The 21863-nt window shown below is 56.6% G+C and carries 23 protein-coding genes; 19 read left to right on the top strand and 4 right to left on the bottom strand.

The genetic code is table 11. From position 1 onward, the window contains the following. The first annotated feature begins 41 nt into the window (after positions 1-41). From BVL55_RS11795 to BVL55_RS11775, 6 genes are all read left to right on the top strand, one after another. Positions 42-806: a flagellar biosynthetic protein FliR gene (locus tag BVL55_RS11795; RefSeq protein ID WP_075997060.1), complete on the top strand. Its 765-nt coding sequence runs from the start codon at positions 42-44 to the stop codon at positions 804-806. A gap of 324 nt (positions 807-1130) precedes the next feature. Continuing rightward, positions 1131-1307, top strand: coding sequence for a rod-binding protein (locus tag BVL55_RS16595; RefSeq protein WP_162841500.1), 177 nt, complete (start codon positions 1131-1133; stop codon positions 1305-1307). Next, positions 1300-1671, top strand: coding sequence for a hypothetical protein (locus BVL55_RS11790; RefSeq protein ID WP_075997059.1), 372 nt, complete (start codon positions 1300-1302; stop codon positions 1669-1671). Before BVL55_RS16595 ends, BVL55_RS11790 begins: the two co-directional genes overlap by 8 nt. Before the next feature lie 3 nt (positions 1672-1674). Further along, positions 1675-2136 (top strand): hypothetical protein, encoded by a 462-nt coding sequence (locus BVL55_RS11785; protein WP_075997058.1) that lies wholly within the window; start codon positions 1675-1677, stop codon positions 2134-2136. Positions 2137-2576: 440 nt separating this feature from the next. Next, positions 2577-3128: a helix-turn-helix transcriptional regulator gene (locus BVL55_RS17225; protein WP_075997057.1), complete on the top strand. Its 552-nt coding sequence runs from the start codon at positions 2577-2579 to the stop codon at positions 3126-3128. 83 nt (positions 3129-3211) lie between these two features. Then, positions 3212-3853 carry a hypothetical protein gene (locus BVL55_RS11775; RefSeq protein ID WP_075997056.1) on the top strand — a complete coding sequence of 214 codons (642 nt, stop codon included), beginning with the start codon at positions 3212-3214 and terminating at the stop codon, positions 3851-3853. Positions 3854-4427: 574 nt separating this feature from the next. Here BVL55_RS11775 and BVL55_RS11770 read toward each other — a convergent pair. After that, positions 4428-4637 (bottom strand): LuxR C-terminal-related transcriptional regulator, encoded by a 210-nt coding sequence (locus tag BVL55_RS11770; RefSeq protein ID WP_075997055.1) that lies wholly within the window; start codon positions 4635-4637, stop codon positions 4428-4430. A 280-nt stretch (positions 4638-4917) separates the two neighbouring features. Between BVL55_RS11770 and BVL55_RS11765 the strand changes: the two genes are divergently transcribed. From BVL55_RS11765 to BVL55_RS11755, 3 genes are all read left to right on the top strand, one after another. Next, positions 4918-5199 (top strand): hypothetical protein, encoded by a 282-nt coding sequence (locus BVL55_RS11765; protein ID WP_075997054.1) that lies wholly within the window; start codon positions 4918-4920, stop codon positions 5197-5199. Between the two features lie 737 nt (positions 5200-5936). Continuing rightward, entirely contained in the window at positions 5937-6743 is an 807-nt protein-coding gene (locus tag BVL55_RS11760) for a helix-turn-helix transcriptional regulator (protein WP_162841499.1), read from the top strand. A gap of 101 nt (positions 6744-6844) precedes the next feature. Further along, entirely contained in the window at positions 6845-7603 is a 759-nt protein-coding gene (locus BVL55_RS11755) for a PAS domain-containing protein (RefSeq protein ID WP_205410794.1), read from the top strand. A 48-nt stretch (positions 7604-7651) separates the two neighbouring features. Here the strand turns inward: BVL55_RS11755 and BVL55_RS11750 are convergent, their stop codons facing one another. After that, positions 7652-8515 carry a MurR/RpiR family transcriptional regulator gene (locus BVL55_RS11750; protein ID WP_075997051.1) on the bottom strand — a complete coding sequence of 288 codons (864 nt, stop codon included), beginning with the start codon at positions 8513-8515 and terminating at the stop codon, positions 7652-7654. 129 nt (positions 8516-8644) lie between these two features. On the opposite strand from BVL55_RS11750, the gene BVL55_RS11745 reads away from it, so the two are divergent. From BVL55_RS11745 to BVL55_RS11705, 9 genes are all read left to right on the top strand, one after another. Further along, entirely contained in the window at positions 8645-9427 is a 783-nt protein-coding gene (locus tag BVL55_RS11745) for an N-formylglutamate amidohydrolase (protein WP_205410793.1), read from the top strand. Positions 9428-9462: 35 nt separating this feature from the next. After that, positions 9463-9990, top strand: a complete 528-nt coding sequence (locus BVL55_RS11740; protein WP_244530499.1) for a TRAP transporter small permease subunit — start codon at positions 9463-9465, stop codon at positions 9988-9990. Continuing rightward, positions 9990-11312, top strand: coding sequence for a TRAP transporter large permease (locus tag BVL55_RS11735; RefSeq protein WP_075997048.1), 1323 nt, complete (start codon positions 9990-9992; stop codon positions 11310-11312). Before BVL55_RS11740 ends, BVL55_RS11735 begins: the two co-directional genes overlap by 1 nt. A gap of 97 nt (positions 11313-11409) precedes the next feature. Beyond that, positions 11410-12444 carry a TRAP transporter substrate-binding protein gene (locus tag BVL55_RS11730; protein ID WP_075997047.1) on the top strand — a complete coding sequence of 345 codons (1035 nt, stop codon included), beginning with the start codon at positions 11410-11412 and terminating at the stop codon, positions 12442-12444. A 190-nt stretch (positions 12445-12634) separates the two neighbouring features. Then, entirely contained in the window at positions 12635-13999 is a 1365-nt protein-coding gene (locus tag BVL55_RS11725; RefSeq protein WP_075997046.1) for a glutamine synthetase family protein, read from the top strand. A gap of 119 nt (positions 14000-14118) precedes the next feature. Continuing rightward, positions 14119-15495, top strand: coding sequence for an aldehyde dehydrogenase family protein (locus BVL55_RS11720; protein WP_075998118.1), 1377 nt, complete (start codon positions 14119-14121; stop codon positions 15493-15495). Continuing rightward, positions 15495-16640, top strand: a complete 1146-nt coding sequence (locus BVL55_RS11715) for an iron-containing alcohol dehydrogenase (RefSeq protein WP_075997045.1) — start codon at positions 15495-15497, stop codon at positions 16638-16640. Before BVL55_RS11720 ends, BVL55_RS11715 begins: the two co-directional genes overlap by 1 nt. Positions 16641-16749: 109 nt before the next feature. Continuing rightward, positions 16750-17442: a GNAT family N-acetyltransferase gene (locus BVL55_RS11710; protein ID WP_075997044.1), complete on the top strand. Its 693-nt coding sequence runs from the start codon at positions 16750-16752 to the stop codon at positions 17440-17442. Positions 17443-17456: 14 nt separating this feature from the next. Continuing rightward, positions 17457-17903, top strand: coding sequence for a GNAT family N-acetyltransferase (locus tag BVL55_RS11705; protein WP_075998117.1), 447 nt, complete (start codon positions 17457-17459; stop codon positions 17901-17903). A 71-nt stretch (positions 17904-17974) separates the two neighbouring features. Here the strand turns inward: BVL55_RS11705 and BVL55_RS11700 are convergent, their stop codons facing one another. Continuing rightward, the gene (locus BVL55_RS11700) at positions 17975-18961 is read right to left on the bottom strand and encodes a glutathione S-transferase family protein (protein ID WP_075998116.1); all 987 of its coding nucleotides are present in this window, start codon (positions 18959-18961) and stop codon (positions 17975-17977) included. Positions 18962-19260: 299 nt separating this feature from the next. Between BVL55_RS11700 and BVL55_RS11695 the strand changes: the two genes are divergently transcribed. Then, positions 19261-19782 (top strand): GNAT family N-acetyltransferase, encoded by a 522-nt coding sequence (locus BVL55_RS11695; RefSeq protein ID WP_083649511.1) that lies wholly within the window; start codon positions 19261-19263, stop codon positions 19780-19782. Positions 19783-19792: 10 nt separating this feature from the next. Here the strand turns inward: BVL55_RS11695 and BVL55_RS11690 are convergent, their stop codons facing one another. Beyond that, a complete protein-coding gene (locus BVL55_RS11690; protein ID WP_075997043.1) occupies positions 19793-21862 on the bottom strand; it encodes a hypothetical protein in 2070 nt (689 codons plus the stop codon). Position 21863: the final 1 nt, after the last annotated feature.

Here is a 21863-nt window from a genome sequence, read left to right as displayed (position 1 = left end):
CCGTATTTCTTGTCAAATCGGGCGCCATTTCGCGTTAATTAATGGTTCCTGACCTTAGCCCCTATTTTCTGGCGATCTTTGCAATCGCGGTACGCACCACGACTGCATTCATGATTCTGCCGGGCTTTTCTGCAGCACAGATTCCGATGCGGGTAAGGCTGTTCCTTTCGCTGGCTGTAACCTATTCGGTTTTCTTTCTGGCTGGCGATCTGGCTGCCCAGCCTCTGTTTCAGCAGGAGCCGACGCCGGGCTGGTTTGTGGTCGTGACCATTCGCGAGATGCTGGTTGCGGCAATTCTGGCCGTGCCGATACGGTTTCTGTTTCTGGCGCTTGGTTTTGCCGGCGAGATTTCGATGCAGTTTGTCGGCATGAACCCCATACCGGGAACGCCGATTGGCGATGACCAGCCAACGACTTCGCTGTCGGCATTTTACAACATGGCGGCGCTGATATTGTTTTTTGTCACCGGGCTGCACCTTCACTTCATCATGGCGCTGGCGCTTTCTTTCGAGGCTTTTCCGCCTGGCGAAGTGCTCAATGCATCGGTGGTGGTGGAACGTTTTGCCACGGACCTTTCAACTTTCTTCAACATTGCCTTGCGGCTTGCGGCGCCAATCCTGGTCTATTCGGTGATCGTGAACCTCATTGCCGGCCTGGTGAACAAGCTGACACCGCAAATTCCGATCTATTTCGTGTCGACGCCGTTTTTGATCTTCGGCGGGCTGTATATCCTGCTCCTCATCGGCAATGACATCATTTTCAGCTTCAATGTTGAGGCAAGCCGGCTGGTGGATTCACTTCTTTAGAGCATCGATCCTGCTGTTGGGTCCGTGACCCAGGCCGCTTTTCCAGCTTCAGATAAGCTAGCCTTTCTAGCATTGCGGCAGATCGTGGAAGCATAGACAGGGACCGCCTTGCCGCAGCCTATCAACCCGGTAAACCTGACGACAGCAGGGGCGGCCCCAGCCCAGGGGGCAGCTTGTGCTCCTGGCGCCCACCATCGAGTTGGGGACTGCAGCATTCCGTTCCCGCTTGAAAGTGTCCGCCCAGGCGGGAGCGTTACCGGCTCTGAAACGGGCAACATATCAGAGCCGCAGCACAAGCCTGACGCGGCGAAGCAATTCGAGACCATGGTGGTTTCCTTCATGCTGAAAGACGTCGTCGAAAGCGATCTCAAGAACGTCCTGGGAGAAGGGGCGGGTGGTGACTTTTATCTTTCTGTATTTACCGATGCTGTTGCCAGGCAGATTGTTGAAGCAGGTGGCATCGGTATCCAGCAACACATAGGCCCCAAAGCCAATGATTGATCCGTTTAATCAGGCCGCAAAACCGGCCAGCCACCTTTCCCAGGTGGTCGCCAACCTCACACGGCTGCTTGACTACGAGCATCGCCTGCTTGCTGAAAACGACTATGCAAAGCTCGATTCCGTTGTTGCCGACAAGCACCGCATCATGAACCAGCTGGCGGCGTTAACTCCGGGGCCGGAGCAACAAAAGCCGCAGGCGCTTGAGGCGGAACTGGGTGATTTGAGGTCCCGGTTGGAACGCAACATGAAGGCGCTGAAAATCCGTTCAGGTGCGATCAGCGAACTTGCCGGGACAATCGAAGACGCCATGCGCAGCGCCCAAAGTGACGGCACCTACGGCCCCAACGGTGCCGGTGGGTTTTAGGTCATGTTGAAGACGATCGCCATAAGTGTCTGGCTGATGGGCCTTCTGGCAGGATCGATGTTCTATTTCTCGACCCAGCCCCTGCCGAGTGCAGGGTCGGGTGAAGGCAAGCCTCAGCTCGAATACGTCAATCTTCCACCGATCACATCGGTTATCATCCGCGACCGGAAGATCCGCGGCTATGTCATTGCGGAGTTTTCGGTTTCCATTGCAAAAGGCAAACGCGAACAGATCAAGCGCCCGCTTGAACTGGTGCTGCGCGATCTGGTGATCAAGGGCATGCATGCCAACAAGAAGCTGGACATTTTCAAGCTGGACGATTTTGACGTTGCTGCGTTTTCCGACGAACTTCGCGAGAAGCTGAATGAAAAACTGGGCGAAGGCTTTGTCGATTCGGTCCTGGTGCAGGATTTGAATTTCGTCAGCAAGGAAGACGTTCGGGACATGCTGATGCGCAAAAGCTGATTATGCCGGCACTGTTGTCAGCGCTTGAACCAGCGGCAAGCCGAGAAAAAGCCCGGCGAGATTTGTGCCCGTACAGGACGGCAAACTGCCAATTGTGTTGGCGAAACAACCAAGCGGTTGAAGAAATCATGCTCGGCAACTGTTGAGATTGCAGGTGCCGAAACCTGTATATTTGCAACTAAATTGCTTGAAAGACCTCTAGCCAACAAAAGGCACGCAACCTAATGTGTGTGGGTAAGGGAGTCGTCTAGATCAAGTCAATATCGTCTACCACCGGCACGAGTCTGAAATCCCCCGACGCGCTGGAAGAAGCTGCGATTCCGCAGCAAATTCGCCTGGCGGAGTCTGATGGTGATCTTGAAGGCGTGTGCCTGCGTATCTGCCGTTTGAACGGCCTTTCCCATTATTGCGTGGTTGGACGAACCGATGAGAATCCGGATATGCCAGGCTGGGAGGTGTTGGTCAGCAATTGGCCTGACGGGCTAACCGGAGCGCTGACTGAAACACTTTCTGTGGACCCTGACAAACCGTCCGTGCCGATTCTTGGTACTGCCGGGCCGTTTTGCCTCACGGGAGAAATGACGGAAGACCCGCAGGTGTTGCGGCTTGTTGATGCGGGCTTGACCTACACCCTGCTTTTCAAGGTCCATCACCTGGCTGGAGGTGATGGGGTTGTCTGTTTTTCCGGTGACCGCCATGCCGCCAGCGAGATGGAGCTCATGTGCCTCCAGTTTTACGCGATGTTGCTTTATGATCGCATCGTAGAGCTGGCCATCCGCAGACAGGGCAGAAAGAACGGTGAACTTTCCCGCCGCGAGCTGGAATGCCTGCGATGGATTGCCAAAGGCAAAACCAGCTCTGAAATCGGCATTATTCTTGGCCTGTCGGAAAATACGATCAACAATTACATCGTCAATGCGTGCCGCAAGATCGGCGCGGTAAACCGCATTCACGCCGTTTATCTCTCCCTGAAGATGGGCCTTATATCCTGACAATCCCCTTTTTGGTTCCGCTGGCAAGCCCTGCAAAAGGCTGAGCCTGTAGCTTTGCTTCAGCGAACGAGGGGAGCCGAATCATGCGCTTCAGGTACCGGGCGGCCGCAATTGCCAAAGCGGTTTTGGGGTTCACAATTTTTTCGGCCGTTTTCATTGGGGCCGGTGAGGCCAATGCAGGCGCCTGCAGCCAGGATGGACTGATCAATCTGTACGCCTCAAAGTGCGGTGCAGCGCGGGCTGAGCACCCGTCCGGCCCCGCGCCGGTGCAGGATCTTGCAAAGCAGACCTCATATGATGGCAGTCAGCGGCTGCAGCCTGTCCGGTTCGAAAAAGCAGTTGTTCTGGAAGTTGAGTCGCGCGCTGCCAGGGGCATTCCTGCCGGGTTTGTACGGTTTGGTGTGCGGTGTTTTCGAAACGAAACCAATCTGGCATTTTATTTTCCGCAACAGGAAATGTCGGACTACCGCGAGAGATCGGAAATCCTCTATCAGGTGGATGGTGGTGCCGAGAAGGTTCTCGAGCTGAAGCTGGCTGGCACAGCCAACAATATCCTCGGAGTTTGGGAGGGATACAGGGCAGTACCGTTTCTTATGGAGATACTGCAAGGCGGCTCCTTGTATCTGAATGCCCTCGACAAACAGTATTCGGAGATCGAGGTGGAATTCGATATCGATGATCTGCGTACGCGTATCAATTCGGTGCGCGATCAATGCCACTGGTAAAGACAGGGGTTTGATTTGCCGGTTGGCGTGATGCAATCTTAAGGTTTATAATATTCATAGTACACTTTTATATATGCCTGTTTCCATGCAGTCTTGCATTCCGGGTTCATGGGCGAGTGCTTGCCAATCGCTGATCACCGCAAGTTTCGGGCAAGGACAGGCTGACAACATCTCCGCAGTCTGGAGAACAACATGACCATTTCATCTGCGCAGCTGCATTTGTACTTACATGACGCCCGTCATTCTACTGAACATTACGGAAGAAGCAGTGCAGTGCGCCTACAGAATGGGTCAGTGCGGGAAAGCATGCCGATTGGAGCCGCCGAGGCTTCCGCGGTACCGTCAGCAACTGTAATACAAGCTTCATCCCCGATTGTGCACGGCTTGGACACTGGTACACTTCTGCCGGCACGCCAGGGTTCGGGGGCGCCGGGTACAATATCCGGTGCAGACAGAAGCAGAGCCTATGCTGAAGCTGCCGGGCCGGTAAGCGACAACGCGCATCTTGCGACTGCAGCGCATCACAGCGAAGCGGAATACTCTCTCAATCCCTGATGTCCGTTTCGGACACGCTCTAGGCACGGATGCGCTGCTGGACAGCAAACCGCGCCGCAGCCTGCAGGTTGGTTTTTGCAGCCAGTTTCCGGCGAACGGTTTTAAGCACCGACCCAATCAACAGGTTCGACAGCCCAAGCCGCTCCGCGGTCTCACCGACCGTCAATCCGGAGACCAGATACTTCATGACATTTTCCTCAATGGAGGAAAGCTCAGCAGGCGCGCCCATTGGACCATTTGACCCCTCAATGACCCCAGATGCGCTCTCTTGTGCCCCACGCTACAAGAGACGCATGAAACAGAATAGCAGCAAGATTTTGCATTCATCAACCACTGGAACCGCCACTCCTGTTGGAAATTGCACTCCTCTTGCATTAAGGTTAACGTTAGATAAACTCTTTCCCTGCGTCTCAACATGAACTATCCCATTGACGCCCCAAGATTCGACCGGCCAGAAATGGCTGGAAGGGGAATGTCGACCTAGACCACCCCAAACGAGCAACCGGCATATGCTCCTCGACAAGATTGAACAATTCAGGCTTCTTCGATCCAGGATTGAAGACCTACTGCTGGCGGGCGACGATGGAAAAGTTGCCGACCTTGATCAGCAATTGTCGGCATGCCTGCAGTCGATCCTCGGCCATTCTGCAGCCAGTGCAGCTGAATCCCGGCTCAAGGTGGAATTTGTGCTGGAACTTCTGGTGACCGAACTTGACCGGACGAGCACGGTCGATTCACTCGTTGAGTTGATCTTGTCCGAATTCGACAAGACCTTCGCGGAAGTATCCTGAGCGGATGCCGAGGATACGCCAGGCACAATCAACCTGATGTTTCCAAGGGTAGGGCGGTGCGTATTTGAACCGCATTTGCCATACACAAATTCAAGCCAGCCTATTGTATTTGTTCGCTATTTTTCTTTTCAGATTTCGGGAAAAGAAAATTCACGGGCCGGCTGCTCAGGATTTGAGATCCCTGGCAGAAAAAGAAAAGACGCCAGGCCGGTTGTGGGCGGCCTGGCGTCTTAGCAATATCGAGATGCGATCAGTTTGTGGTCAGGAGAGCATACCACTGTGCAAGGGCACCCCAATATTGAACGAATCAGATCAACAGCGGCAAAAACCAGTCACGGTTTTGCTGCAGCCTGGCTTCACAAAGCCAGTGCATGAGTTGATTTCGTATTGTCGACAAAGGAGCGTGGTCACGACGGCTGCATGTTTCTTGCTCAAGCCCGGCCCAATGGCGCGGAGCACTTTCAGGAAACATTCCTCGTCGTGAGGTCCGGCACTGCATCATGCATGGAATATATCCAGCCGGTGATGGCACTGTGTCATTCATTCATTAAGAAATGGTTGTTGGGCTGACCGGGCACCAGATTTGAGCCTGTCAAAGGGATGTTGGCCCACATCATGCCAAAGACCGGGAACCGCGAATTGTGTGGATAAGCAAGGTCCCACCAAAGGGGAGTTTGTTGTTTGATTGGTGCTTGAAGCCCAGAATGCGGTTCAGGTACGGTGATTCGGAGATCAAAATGACGGCATTGTCGTCGAAGAATGCTGCCGCGGGCGGCGGCCCGCCCTCGCTTCCGCAACTGGTCCGTGCCGTGCGCACTTGCAGTGACATTGAAAGCGCCTGCCGCCTGTTGGAATCACTCCTTCAGGAACTTCAAATAGCGCTGCTTTCAGTAAAGTTTTGCGATATTGACGACAAAAGACCGGCCATCAGACCCTTTGGCCGCTATCCATGCGTAATTTCACAGCTGGCCGTAGACATGCGCGAACGTGGCGGTTGCCCCATGACCAAAGAGGCCGTCAAGCGTTTGGTGCCGTTTGATGCGCTTGCCATAAGCGAACAGGACTATCCCGATTTTCTCAGCAAGCGCTTCCTGCAGGAACTTCGAAAGGTCGAGCACAGTCACATCGCCGTTGTTCCTGTCGTTATCGGACAAGGATTGATGCTCATCACCGCTGGGCTTGGAAAGCGGGAATTCGAGGGTGAGCTCCGCGACCAGCTTGTTAGCGTCGTTTGCTGTTTTGGCGCTGCAATCGTGAACCGGTTCAGCGAAATCGCGGTGCTTTTTGAATCGGAGATACTCAGCAGGCTGGAGGCGCGGGTACTGTTCCTGTTTTGCAGCGGTTTTCGCCCCAGCCAAATTTCCGAGACCATCGACCTGAATGAGGTCACAATCATGCTTATTCTGCGCAGCGTGATTCGAAAATTGGGTGCTGCGAATATCGGTGAGGCTATTGCCAAGGCTCTGGCAATGGGCGAAATCGGAAACCTGCAGCCGCATATGTCGCACCCGTCGGATAGCGCTGATTTGCGTGGGGGCAAATAGCACAAGGATTGCGCCGGTGACGTACCGGCTTGCGGGCACTGCGCACAAGGCCGGGCGGAATGGCCGTGGCCTTGTTTTTGCGCGAGGAGGAGAACGGTTTGATGCTAGCCATGTTGGTCAAGCAGTTTCACCTGTTGGAGGAAGAGATCCTTCAGGCCATTGGGCTGCACAACGAAGATGCAGTCAATCGGCTTGACAGGGAACTGGAAAAGAAAAGACAGGAAATCGTTCGCCTTCGCCCAGCCGACTTGTGGCAACGAAAGCAGCAGGTCGATTTCCTTCTCAAGCTCGCACTGACAGGCAATGACCATCTCCTGGGAACTCAGGCTTTGGAGGACGTCAATGAGCTGATAGGTGAGTATATCGAGGGGCAGGGTGCCCCGCGCGCACCCGTTGCAGAGCAACAGATGTCGGAGCGGATTGACCGTGTTTCCGGCAATCCCCGGGAATTGGCAGAGCTTCTGGATAGCGAGTGTTCCGATGATCTGTTTTCCTCGAACCTGCGCATATCCATCATAGACTGCACCAGCACCTATCGCCGCACCAGCTGCGGCAATGCACTTTTCTACAATCGAATTCCGAACGATATCGCTGGCCGCCGTGTGGCAGAACTCATTGGCGCCGAGCGATTTGAAGGACGTGCCCGCACATATCTGGAGCAATGCTATCAGGGGCAAAGCGTTCAGTATTATCACCTGTTGGATCATTGCAAGAAGCCGGGGGAAAGCGCCATCATGCACTGCGAGATGATTCCGCATGTTGGTTCAGGCGGGAGTGTTCGCGGCGCCGTCGTGATCATGCGGGATGTTACCCTCGAATGCACCCGGCCCGACCAGCTTGAACTGGCCGGGTTGAACTGAATGCTGTTTTGAACGTTTGCCGGATCAGGCCTGCGCCTGAAGTGCCGATCAGAATTTCCTGAAAAAGCGGGTTTCGTCGAAGAGCTGGTCGAGTTCCTCCATGCGCTTGCGCGTGTTCGGCCAGATACGTTCCTGCACTTCGGCGATCACCAATTCCGACAACAACATGCAGGTCACCAGAGAATCCCAGGCTGACGGTACCGCGATGCGGTTGCAGAAACAGACGCTTGCCCGCGATGCAATCGGCGACTTCCACTGGTCGGTGAACAAAATGATTTCCGCTTTCTTTTTGGCTGCCATTTCAGCGAGCCGGAGCGTGCTGTTTTCGTAGCGGCGGATATCGAAGATCACAACAACATCACCTGCCTTGATGTCGAGCAGATAATGGGGCCATGCGTTGGAGTTGGAATTGATATGGGTGACCTTTTCTCGCATGACCTGCGAAAGCAGAAAGAAATAGTCAGCCAGTGTCCGCGTGATCCGTCCGCCTACGACATAAACCGTTCGCTTGCGGTCGCTCAACAGAGCACATGCCCGATCAAAGGTTTCCGGCGCGATATCGCCAAGGGTTTGGCGAATGTTGCCGATCACCGAGTCGGTAAACCGATTCATGATGTGGGCATCGGGCGCATTGTCTGCCCAGACATCCCGCCGTGCAATCGGGCCGGATATCTTCTCGTTCAGTTCATGGCGCAAAGCTGCCTGAAAGTCCGGGAAGCCTGAAAATCCCAGCTTTTGAACCAGGCGTGCGACAGTAGGTGTGGAGACGGCTGCGGCTTCGGCCATCGTGGTGATGGTGCCAAGTCCGGAGGCCGGGTAATTCATCAGGATGATGTCTGCAAGCTGCCGCTCGGCGCGCGTAAGGCTGTCGCCTTTCTCCCTAAGGCGCTCAGCAACGGTGGTGGTGCTCAATGCCGTTCTCCTTCATGGCAACATAGGATGAACTGCGATCCCAGAAAAGAAAAAATATTGACATTTTGAAAAGAAGTGAAGAGAAATATTCAATTCTGCCCGATGGCAGCAAACTGTGAGGAGGAAAGCTTGGCGGCACCGGCAGCAGAAAGTCAGACCGAGGGGAGCGTTGTTACCACGCTTAATTCGGGTGGCCGGTTTCCGGCTCTGATCGTTTGCGAGCATGCTTCCAACCACATTCCCGAAGCTTTTGCAGGCCTGGGAGTTTCCAAGGAAGTTGCCAGCAGCCATGCTGCCTGGGATCCCGGTGCCCGGCAGGTGTCGCTCTTTCTTTCCGAACTGCTGAATGCACCGTGTGTGCTTGGTGAAGTCTCGCGGCTTGTCTACGACTGCAACCGGCCGCCTTCGGCATCAGATGCCATTGTGGAGCGAAGTGAAATCCACCGGATACCCGGCAATGAGCGTCTTGCAAGTGAGGACAGGAAGCAGCGTGTCTCGCGCTATTACATGCCGTTCAAGCAGGCTGTAGAGGACGCGGTAAAAGCACTGCCTGCCGGATCGGTGCTGATTACCATCCACAGCTTTACACCAGTGTATTTCGGCACGCGCCGTGAGGTGGAGCTTGGCATATTGCATGATGAAGATTCGCGGCTGGCAGATGCAATGCTTTCCTCCCTGCCGCGCCACAGCAGCCATGTCGTGCGCCGCAACGAACCTTATGGACCGCAAGATGGTGTTACCCACACCCTGAAACTGCATGCCATTGCAAATCGCCTTCCCAACGTGATGATAGAAATCCGCAGCGATCTGATTGCCAGCGACCTTCAGTGCCGGGAGATGGCACAGCTTCTGCACAAGGTCCTGCTGGAAGCGCTGACGGGTTTCGAATTACAATGGGAGCAGCAGGCGTGAATTTCGCAATCTCATTTGTCCGGCTTGTTGACAGGATGAACCGCCGCATCGGCCGCATCATCATGTACGGGATTTTTGTGATGATTGGCGTTTTGCTGTGGTCGTCCATCTCAAAGACCTTCTTCCTGCCGTCGCTGTGGACGCTCGAAATCGCGCAGTTTGCCATGGTGGCTTACTATATGCTGGGCGGTCCTTACTCCATTCAGCTTGGATCGAATGTGCGCATGGACCTGTTTTACGGCGAATGGTCGGCCAGGCGGAAAGCCCAGGTCGATGCGATCACGGTGCTGTTCCTGATTTTCTATCTGGGTGTTTTGTTGCATGGGGGGCTGACGTCCACTGCCTATTCGCTGGGGCACTTTGGCGGGGATGCCTACGGTTTCTTGACGGGTCTGCTGACCGGTTCTTCCGAACTGGGTTTTCTGGAACGCAGCCCGACTGCGTGGCGGCCCTATTTGTGGCCGATCAAGACCATCATGTGTATTGGCGTGTTCCTGATGCTGTTACAGGCGATTGCCGAACTCATCAGGGACATTGCCAAACTCCGGGGAGTTGAAATCTGATGTCCCAGGAGATGATCGCGATCTTCATGTTCGCCACGATGATGGTGATGCTGTTTACAGGCCAGCGCGTGTTTGGAGCAATCGGGGCAGTTGCCGCCATTGCTGCCATTGCCCTGTGGGGAACCGGTGGCTCGGACATTCCCTTCTCATCCGCCATGAAGCTGATGAAATGGTATCCGCTGCTCACCCTGCCGATGTTCATCTTCATGGGATATGTGCTGTCGGAGTCCCGCATTGCGGATGATCTTTACAAGATGTTCCATGTCTGGATGGGGCCGGTAAATGGCGGGCTTGCCATCGGTACCATCGGGCTGATGGTGCTGATCTCGGCAATGAACGGTCTGTCGGTTGCCGGCATGGCAATCGGCGCAACGATCGCGCTGCCCGAACTGCTGCGGCGCGGCTACGACAAACGCATGGTTACCGGCGTCATTCAGGCCGGCTCCTCCCTCGGTATTCTGGTGCCGCCGTCGGTCGTGCTGGTGCTCTATGCCATGATTGCCCGACAGCCGGTCGGCCAGCTCTGGCTGGCAGGCGTTGTCCCTGGTCTTTTGATGGCGGCGCTTTTTGTCGTTTACATTTATGTGCGCTGCAAATTGCAGCCCGCGCTCGGCCCTGCATTGCCGGAAGAGGAACGCAAGGTTCCGCTGGCGGAAAAGCTGCGGCTTTTGCGGGCGGGGCTGCTGCCGCTGATAATCTTCGCTGCTATGATGGTTCCATTCATCAATGGCTGGACATCGCTGGTGGAGAGTTCGGCCATCGGTGCGCTAACCGCTTTCGGTGCCGCGGTGCTGAAAGGACGAATGACCCGCAAGGTCTTTGAGGTTTCGGTTCGTCAGACGCTGGCGATTTCCTGCATGTTCATGTGGATTATTCTTGCCGCGCTGGGATTTGGTGCCGTGTTTGACGGCCTGGGAGCGGTGGGTGCGATCGATGATCTGTTCACCGAACGGCTGGGCCTTGATCCATGGACCATTTTGATCCTCATGCAGTTGTCGTTCATCCTGATGGGAACCTTTCTCGACGACACGGCGATGCTGGTCATTGTCGCCCCGCTCTACGTGCCGCTGGTCAAGTTGCTTGGCTTCGATCTCATCTGGTACGGCGTGCTTTATACGATCACCACCCAGATCGCCTATATGACGCCGCCCTTTGGCTACAATCTTTTTTTGATGCGGGCGATGGCGCCGCCCGAAATCACGCTCCGGGATATCTATTCTTCCATTGCACCTTTCGTTGGTGTGATGGTCCTGGCGCTGATCCTCATCATGTCATTTCCGCAGATCGCGCTTTGGCTGCCTGAAACGGTCTACGGAAAATAGAAAGCACTCGGTCATGCCCCATATAATTGACCCTGTTTATGAGTCGATGACCTAACCGAGCTTTCAAACAACAGGCAGAGCACTAAAGGAGGACGATATGACGACACGACGTAGCTTTATCAAGGGAGCGGCAGCTGCCGCACCGGCTGCGGCGCTTGCCACACCGGCACTTGCACAGTCGACCATCAAATGGCGCATGCAGACCTATGCAGGCCCTGCGCTTGCCGAGCACGTGGTCAAACCGGCCATCGACAAGTTCAACAAGATCGCCGGCGATCGCATGCAGATTGAACTGTTCTTCGCAGATCAGCTGGTGCCAACCGGTGAACTGTTTGGCGCCATGCAGCGTGGAACAATCGACGCCGTGCAGTCGGACGATGATTCCATGGCGTCACCGACGGAAGTCACCGTGTTCGGAGGCTACTTCCCGTTTGCCAGCCGTTACTCTCTCGACGTGCCGGTGCTGTTTAACCAGTACGGGCTGAACGAGATTTGGGATGGTGAATACTCCAAGGTCGGCGTCAAGCATGTGTCGGCCGGCTCGTGGGATCCGTGTCACTTTGCCACCAAGGATCCGATCAACAGCCTTGCTGATCTCAAAGGCAAAAGGGTCTTCACCTTCCCGACAGCAGGGCGTTTCCTCAGCCAGTTCGGTGTGGTGCCGGTGACGCTGCCATGGGAAGACATCGAGGTTGCCGTGCAGACCGGTGAACTCGACGGAATTGCCTGGTCAGGCATTACCGAGGACTACACGGTCGGCTGGGCAGATGTGACCAACTACTTCCTGACCAACAACATTTCAGGCGCCTGGATTGGCCATTTCTTTGCCAATATGGACCGCTGGAATGAAGTGCCTGAAGATCTTCAGACCCTGTTCCAGGTCTGCTGCGAACAGTCGCACTATTATCGCCAGTGGTGGTATTGGGGCGGTGAGGCAAGCCTTCGCGTGAACGGCAGCAAAATGCAGCTGACCTCGATCCCCGATGCCGAGTGGCAGCAGGTTGAGGACGCGGCCCAGAAATTCTGGGAGGAGGTTGCCGCCGAGTCGGAAACCAAGGCGAAGGTTGTCGAGATCTTCAAGAAATACAATGCCGACATGAAAAAGGCAGGACGGCCATACCGCTATTCCTGACCACGATAGGGGGCGGATTTGTGCCGCCCCCTTTCCAATTTTCCGCCAATCGATGGCGGAAACGTCAGAACAATTCGGGTTTTGGCGGGGGAAACGAAAAACCTGAGTGCAAAACACAGTTGATGGAAAGTCGCTGTCCCCGGCGCACGGCGCCAATCAAATGCAAAACGGTCCAGAAAAGAGAACTGCCATGTCCGCGAATCTGTCCTTTGATGAATTGAAACGCCTTGCCGGCGAAGGGAGCATCGATACCGTTCTTGTCTGCCTGATCGACATGCAGGGCCGGCTGATGGGCAAGCGGTTCCATGTGCAGAACTTTATCGAGTCGGGCCATGAGGAAACCCATTGCTGCAACTATCTGCTGGCAACCGATCTGGAGATGGGGACACCCGACGGCTATGCGGCGACCAGCTGGGAGGCCGGCTATGGCGATTACGTCATGAAGCCCGATCTTTCGACGCTGCGTCTTCTGCCCTGGCTTGAAGGCACAGCGCTGGTGCTGTGCGATCTCATGGACCATCACACCCATGAGCCGGTGCCCCATTCACCGCGGCAGATATTGAAGGCGCAAGTGGCGCGGGCCGAGGCAATGGGCCTTACGCCTTACATGGCAACGGAGCTTGAGTTCTTTTTATTCGAGAACAGCTATGACGAAATCCGCCAGGGCGGCTTCCGCGATCTGGCGCCGATAAGCGGATACAATGAGGATTATCACATCCTTCAAACCACCAAGGAAGAACATGTGATGCGGCCGATCCGCAACCTGCTGGTCGGCGCCGGCGTACCGGTTGAAAATACCAAGGGTGAGGCGGAAACAGGCCAGGAAGAACTCAACATCCGTTATGCGGATGCCCTGCTTGCAGCAGATCACCATACGATCGCCAAGCAGGCGGTGAAGGAAATCGCCGATGCCTATGGCCATGCGGTGACCTTCATGCCGAAGTGGGACCACCGCAAGGTCGGCAGTGCGGCGCACATTCACCAGTCGCTGTTCAAGGGCAAGAACAACGCTTTTCATGACCCTGACGGGGAACGTTCGATGTCTGCCCTGATGGGCCATTACGTTGCCGGTCTGATCAAATATGCGCCGGATACCATGGTGTTTCTGGCACCCTATGTGAACAGCTACAAGCGGTTCGTTGCCGGGACCTTTGCCCCCACCAAGACGGCCTGGTCGGTCGACAACCGCACCGCCGGGTTCCGGCTTGTGGGAGAAGACACCAAGGGCGTGCGGATTGAGTGCCGCATTCCCGGTTCGGACATCAACCCCTATCTGGCCTGCGCGGCCCAGCTTGCGGCAGGACTTGCCGGCATAGAGGAGGGGCTGGAACTGCCGCCACCGGTCACCGGTGACCTTTACGCCATGAAAGATGTGCCGGAAGTTCCGAACACGCTTCGCGCTGCAACCGAAACCCTGAGAAACTCGAAAATGCTGCGCAAGGCGATGGGGGACTGGGTGGTTGATCACTACACCAGGGCAGCGGAGGTGGAGCAGGAAGAGTTTGACCGCGTGGTGACCGACTGGGAGGTTGCACGGGGCTTTGAAAGAGCCTGACCCCTGGCAAAGGCATTATCGAAGCATATCCGCCTTTTCATATGGCAATGATCGACGACGGCACATGGAAAATCCGGGCCATGAGTCTCAACACCAGTTTCCGGATGTGGACACGACCAATGACAAAATCAGTAGACCTTGTTTCACCGATCGACGGCTCGGTTTACCTCACCCGTGAGGTGCTCAGCCGTGAAGATGCTCATGCAGCGGCTGACCGTGCCCGCAAGGCGCAATCTGCCTGGGCTGAAAGACCGCTGCAGGAGCGTATCGACCTTGTGCTGAAGGCCCGGGATATTATCGGCGCTGAAACCGACCGCATGGCAACGGAACTGGCCCACCAGATGGGGCGGCCTGTGCGGTATGGCGGTGAATTTGGCGGTTTTTCCGAGCGTGCGACTTATATGGCGGAAATTGCCGCCGAAAGCCTTGCGCCCATGATGGTGGAGGACAGCGATGCCTTCACCAGAATGATCAAGCATGTTCCCTGGGGAACGGTGCTCGTGGTGGCACCTTGGAATTATCCCTACATGACCGCGATCAACACGATCGCACCGGCGCTGATTGCCGGAAACACAGTTATCTTGAAACACGCCCAGCAAACCCTGCAGGTCGGTGAGCATCTTGCAGAGGCATTCCAGAAGGCAGGGGTGCCCGCAGACGTGTTTCAGAATGTGGTTCTCGATCACGACAGCACATCTGCCCTGATTGCCGAACGGCGGGTGGATTTTGTGAACTTTACCGGTTCCGTTGGCGGTGGCCAGGCCATGGAGCGGGCTGCTGCCGGTACGTTCATTCCCGTTTCCACCGAGCTTGGCGGCAAGGACCCCGGTTATGTGCGCGCCGATGCCGATCTAGAACAGGCTGTCGACACGCTGATGGATGGTGCCATGTTCAACGCCGGCCAGTGCTGTTGCGGCATTGAGCGCATTTATGTTCACGAGAGCCTGTATGAAGCGTTTGTTGAGAAGGCTGCCGTCTGGGTGAAAGCGCAAAAGCTGGGAAACCCGCTTGATCCTGACACCACCATGGGACCAATGGCGAATGTCCGCTTTGCCCGTGAAGTTCGTGCGCAAATCGAGGAGGCGCTGGCCGATGGTGCCGTGGCGCACATTGAAAAAATGCCGGCCGATGATGGTGGCGCTTACCTGACGCCGCAAATTCTCACCAACGTTACCCATGACATGCGGGTGATGCGCGATGAGAGCTTCGGTCCCGTCGTGGGCATCATGCCGGTCAAGGATGACGAGGAAGCCATTGACCTGATGAACGATTGCCGCTTCGGGCTGACTGCCTCGGTGTGGACCAGGGACAGTGCGATTGCCGAAGCCATTGGCGATCGCCTTCAAACCGGAACGGTTTTCATGAACCGCTGTGATTATCTCGATCCGGCCCTATGCTGGACGGGGTGCAAGGATACCGGCCGCGGCGCCGGTCTTTCGAAACTGGCCTATCAGGCGCTGACCAGGCCGAAATCCTATCATCTGAGGAAACAGTAATGACGCTTACCGCAAACTGGTCTTATCCCAATGCCATTCGTTTCGGGGCCGGCCGTATTGCCGAATTGCCGGATGCCTGCGCTGCAGCAGACATCAAAAAACCGCTGCTGGTAACCGACAAGGGGCTTGCGCCACTGCCGATAACGGCAAAAGCGCTTGATACTCTGGAAGCTGCCGGGCTTGGCCGTGGTATCTTCAGCGAAGTCGATCCCAATCCGACGGAAAAGAACCTTGATGCCGGTCTTGGCGTTTATCGCGAGGGCGGACATGACGGCGTGATCGCCTTTGGCGGCGGCTCCGGGCTTGATCTTGGCAAGATGATCGCCTTCATGGCAGGGCAGACACGTCCTGTCTGGGATTTCGAGGATGTCGGCGATTGGTGGACCCGGGCGGATTCAGATGCCATTGCACCGATTATCGCGGTACCGACGACCGCCGGCACCGGTTCCGAAGTGGGCCGCGCCTCGGTGCTGACGAATTCCGACACCCATGAGAAGAAGATCATCTTTCATCCCAAGGTGCTGCCGAGCGTCGTCATTGCCGATCCCGAACTGACGGTGGGCATGCCTCCGGCGATTACGGCTGGCACGGGAATGGATGCCTTTGCCCATTGCCTTGAGGCCTATTGTTCGCCGCACTTTCACCCGATGAGCCAGGGCATTGCCCTGGAAGGCCTGCGGCTGGTGAAGACCTATCTTCCGCGTGCCCATGGGGATGGCACGGACATTGAAGCGCGCGGGCAGATGATGGCCGCCGCCGCCATGGGTGCTGTGGCGTTTCAGAAGGGGCTTGGCGCGATCCATGCGTTAAGCCACCCGGTAGGCGCCATGCACAATACCCATCATGGCACGACCAATGCGGTGGTGATGCAGCCGGTTCTGCAGTTCAACCGTCCGGCGATTGAGGAGCGAATCGGCCGGGCCGCCGCTTATCTTGGCATCGAAGGTGGCTATGACGGGTTTTATGGCTTTGTTGGTGATCTCAACCGTTCGCTCGGCATTCCCGCCAATCTGACGGAACTGGGTGTGAAGAACCCGGATATGGATGCTCTGGTCAAATCGGCTCTGTCCGATCCCTCAACGGGGGGCAATCCGGTGGAAATGACAGCGGACAACACAAGGGCGCTTTTCGAGGCTTGTTTCTGACGGCGGCATATCTTTGCGGCCGTTGTCACAGGACAATTGCAGGCATTGGTCCTTTTTCGCCTGAAGGGGTTCGCGATACGATCTGCATGTGTCTGAGCGGAGTACTGGCATGGCAGAAGACATGAGCGGCTGGACCCCGCGAGAAAGGCCAAAGCGCGTGGTGCTCGAAGGGCGCTATGTGCGGCTGGAACCGCTCGATGCCAGCCGGCATGGACACCAACTGTTCGAAGCCTCCTGCGTGGAGGATGCCGAGGACCGGTTCCGCTGGCTGTATGAAACGCCGCCGGGGGATATCACGTCTTTCCTTAAATGGGTGGAAACCGTATCGGCCAGCGAAGACCCGCTGTTCTTTGCCGTTATCGACAAGAAAAGCGGAAGGGTTGGCGGGCGCCAGACCCTGATGCGGATTGATGCGCAAAACGGGGTTATCGAGATCGGCAACATCTATTGGGGGCCGGTGATTGCGCGCACTCGAATTGCAACGGAAGCACTGTATTTGTTCATGCGCCATGCATTCAAGGAGCTCGGCTACCGGCGCTTTGAGTGGAAATGCAACAATGACAACGAACCCTCCAAGCGGGCCGCGTTGCGGTTCGGGTTCCAGTTTGAAGGCATTTTCCGGCAACATTTGATCGTCAAGGGATTGAACCGCGACACGGCATGGTTTTCCATCATCGACAAGGAATGGCCGCAGCTTGAAAGAGCGTATGAAGGCTGGCTTGATCCGGAGAACTTCGAACCCGATGGCAGGCAACGGCGCCGCTTGGAGGAATTCCGTGACCTTGAATCAGCCGGGCAATGACAATGGAGACGGAAATGGCGATCAACATACGGCCTGTGGAAGAACGTGATCGCGGCGAATGGGAAAAACTCTATCAGGGTTATGCCGAATTCTATGGCACCGAGCAGAGTGCAGAGATGCGGGCGCGGGTCTGGTCCTGGCTGTTTGATCCTGACCATGAAGTCGAAGGGCTTGTTGCGGAAGAGGATGATGGCCGTCTCATCGGGCTGACACATTTCCGGCCGTTTGCCCGGCCGCTGGCGGCGGCCACCGGCGGATTTCTTGACGATCTGTTTGTCGATCCGGCTGCCCGGGGATCGGGAGCCGCGGCAGCCCTGATTGACGGGGTTCGGGAAGAGGGTGCCCGGCGCGGCTGGTCGCTGATCCGCTGGATAACGGCAGAAGACAATTACCGGGCGCGGGGATTATACGACCGCGTTGCAGATCGCACCCATTGGGTGACGTACGACATCAGTCTTTGATGTCCGCTGTTGAGAACGCCAGCCGCAATTGATGCTGCTGGGCATTTTGTCCGCCGGCTTTCCAGTGAAATTCAGCTGCGGCTGAACCTTTCGCGGTTGTGGGGTGCATCGAAATCGAGTTTGGGGCCCAAAGGCACGATGCGGGTCGGGTTTACCGTCTCGTGGCTTTGATAGTAGTGGTTCTTGATGTGATGCAGGTTCACCGTTTCGGCGATGCCGGGATGCTGGTAGATGTCCCGCAGATAGTTTGAGAGGTTGGGATAGTCGGCAATGCGCTGCCGGTTGCACTTGAAGTGACCGACATAGACGGCGTCGAAGCGCACCAGCGTGGGGAAGAAACGGATGTCGGCCTCGGTAAGCTGGCTTCCCACCAGATAGCGCTGGTTCGATAATCTTTCCTCCATGGCATCGAGGGTTTCGAACAGCTCACCAAACGCGGTTTCATACGGGCCTTGTTTGGTGGCGAACCCGCATTTGTAAACGCCGTTGTTGACGGTATGGTAGATGCGTTCGTTCAACGCATCGATTTCGGCTGCATGTTCGGCGGGATAATAGTTGCCAGGTGCTGCACCGACCACATCGAATGCGCTGTTGAACATGCGGATGATTTCCGAGGACTCGTTGGACACGATGGTTTTGCGCTCCCTGTCCCAGAGCACGGGCACCGTCACCCTTCCGGTGTAATCGGATTTTGCGGCAGAATAGATCTGGTGCAGATGGGTTGCACCGATTTCAGGGTCGGCGATGGCACCGTCGCGGTCCGAGAACTGCCAGCCCTGGGTGCCCATGAACCAGTCAACGACGGAAAGCGAGATCATGTCCTCAAGCCTTTTCAGCTTGCGCAGGATCAGGGTTCTGTGTGCCCAGGGGCAGGCATAGGAGACATAGAGGTGATAGCGGCCGGCTTGTGCGGCAAAGCCTCCCTCGCCATCGGGTCCGGGCGAACCATCGGCGGTCACCCAGTTTCGGAATGTTGACTTGTTGCGCTTGAAAGCCCCCTCCGCGGTTTTAGGAATGAGGTTATCTTCCTGCCATTTGCCGTCCACCAGCATACCCATTGCCAACTCCGTCCTGCTGCGGTTTCTTCCAGGAAGATCGATACCGCCTTGTGCTGCCAGGATAAACCGTTGCTGCGTGAACGTTGCGTTCAGCCTTTCTCCGCCGGAATGTGCTTTGGAAATTCCCGCTGGACGCATGTGCGCCGGCATGATAGTTCCACGCGCCATGAAAAGGTGCATGATGATCTCGATCCGACGACGAACCGCTGAACGCAGCGCTGGCAGACTGCCAGCCATGCGGGCTATAGCGGCTGGTTGACGGATTTTCCGTTTCTCCGGCCACACTCCCTCCGGCCGGAATGAAATGCCATGACAGACATGACTCCTTTGAGCCTGATTACCATCAGGCAGGAAACCCCGAAGACGAAGAACAGATCGAAGCGCTGGGTGCTGCCGCTTTCGGCCCGGGACGTTACAGCCGCGCCGCATTCCGCCTGCGCGAAGGGGTGAGCAGTGAAGCCGAACTATCCTTTGTTGCCGTTCTGAATGATGAGCTGGTTGGTTCGGTGAAACTGACCCGCATTCACATCGGCGAGGAACAGGCGCTTGTGCTTGGCCCGTTGATGGTCGATCCGCAGTTCCGCAAGCTTGGCGTTGGACGCGAACTGATGAACCGTTCGTTGTTCGAGGCCCGCCGACAGGGCCATCGCTATGTCGTGCTGGTGGGCGATCTTGCCTATTACCGGCCCTTCGGTTTCGAGCGCATTGAGCCTGGGCGTATTACCTTTCCCGGCCCCGCCGATCCCCTGCGTATCCTGGGCTGTGAACTGGTCGAGGGCGCCGGTACGGCGTTTGCCGGTCCAACGCAGCGTTGCGGATAACCGCCGGCAGTCAGCGGCCTTCGCGTGTCCACATGACGGCAAGGGCAAACAGCAGCAGGGCAAGACCGAGAAAACCGGCAAACAGGCTGATCCTGTTGATGCCCGTCAGTTTTGTAGCCCCTGTATTGTTAAGGCCGACCCAGCCATTGCCGAAGGCGGCTGCCCCGCTTCTTACCGGAATGATGCGCGGCATGTCGCCGGCATCGCGGGCAACGCGCAGGGTGTTGCCGCCCAGTGCTTCCAGCGCCGGGGAAAGAAGCTCAGGCGTACTGACCACATTGGCGAACTCGCGCGGGTTGGGAGGGCCTGAATGAACCAGGGTTGAGAGGTCCTCGTTGCGGATCTGGTAAAGTCCCATCTGGGGTTCATCCAGTTCGGCCACAAAAATGCCGGCACCGGCTTCCTCAAAAGCCAGCAAGGTGGACGTACCGTCCGGTGCGATGATTTCTGCATCCGGCGGCAGGCCGCCAAGGGTCTGGCGGCGGATGATGAGCTGTTCGCCGTCCTGATAGGCAGACAGCCGTTCTTCTTCCAGTTCCGGTTCCTTCATCAACCAATGGGCCATGCGGCGCAGCAGTTGCACATGGGGCCCGCCGCCCTCAAAACCCCGTGCCCACAGCCAGGCGTGGTCCGACAACAAAAGCGCGACGCGGCCTTCATCGAAACGCTGCAGAACGAGCAGAGGGCTTTCCTCCGCCCCGCTCATCACGACGTCGCCGGTCAACCTGTCGGTGCCAATGGTGCGAAACCAGCGACTCCAATCGGGCTCTTCGCCGCGGCCGTTGTCGATCCCGCGGGTCACCGGATGCCGGTTACCGGTATCCGTCAGCATGGGCTTGAAGGGGATTTCGGAGATCAGCCCGTCCGGCTGGGCCGGCAGGACGGTGTTGAGCGGTGTTTCCGCGATGCTGCCCGGCTTGCCGAATTCAGGCCCGGCCGCGACCAGCACTGCACCACCATCGCGCACGTAACGGGCAATGTTGTCGAAATAGAGCACAGGCAAAACCCCGCGCCGGGAATAACGGTCGAAGATGATCAGATCGAACTCGTCGATTTTCTCAACAAACAGTTCGCGTGTTGGAAAAGCGATGAGCGATAATTGGCTGATCGGTGTGCCGTCCTGCTTTTCGGGCGGGCGCAGAATGGTGAAATGTACCAGATCGACACTGGCATCGGATTTCAGCAGGTTGCGCCATGTGCGCTCGCCAGCATGTGGTTCGCCCGAGACCAGCAGCACACGAAGGTTTTCGCGAATGCCGTTCAAAACCGTAAAGGCACGGTTGTTGGCGGTGCTGATTTCTTCGGGATGAACCTCGGCGCGCAGTTCGATGATGTTCTTGCCGCCATGGGGAATGTCGCCAATGAAGGAATAGGATTCGCCTGGCAGCACTTCCTCGACGGTGACCAGTTCGCCGTCCATATAAACAGAAACCGCGACAGCGGAATTGGGCATGCCCTGCTGGCGGACTTCGTAAGTCAGTTCGAAACTCTCGCCCACCACGCCATAGCGCGGGGCCTTGGTGACGACAATCCTTCGGTCCTTTTCATCCTTGCTGCCGGTGATGAAAGCGTGAACCGGCGCGTTCAGGCCAAGTTCGGCGGCAATTTCCGGAATGTCGTGCACCTGGCCGTCGGTGATCATGACGGCTCCTGCAAGACGGTCTTCCGGCACGTCGCGGATGCCGCTTTGCAGGGCACGGAAAAGGGCCGTTGAAACATCGCTTGAGCGGGTTATCTGTTCGCCAGCGGCGATCTCGCGGATTTCAAACGTATCCAGCTGGGAAAGGGATGCGAGCAGCCTTTTGCGGATTGCGTCAGTCTGGCCGGGGCGTTCATCCAGCAGCTGGCTGCCGCTTTGATCGACAACCACGGCGACAACGCTTTTCAGGTTCTCGCGTTCTTCCTGAAGCAGAGAGGGGTTCATGAGTGCGGCAAACAGGAAAGCCCAGCCAGCAAGGCGAAGCCAGGCGCCCCGCGTTCTGTTGAAGAGGCCATAGAGCGCCAGCACAAGGGCGGGAACGGCCGCAAGGCCGATCAGCCAAAGGGGGAGTTGCGGGGCGAGGGAGAAGCTCCAATCCATG

Origin of the sequence: Salaquimonas pukyongi (assembly GCF_001953055.1) — a bacterium.
GTDB classification, from domain to species: domain Bacteria; phylum Pseudomonadota; class Alphaproteobacteria; order Rhizobiales; family Rhizobiaceae; genus Salaquimonas; species Salaquimonas pukyongi.
Note: the sequence above shows the minus strand (reverse complement) of the source record. Positions and strands in the feature narration are given on the sequence as shown.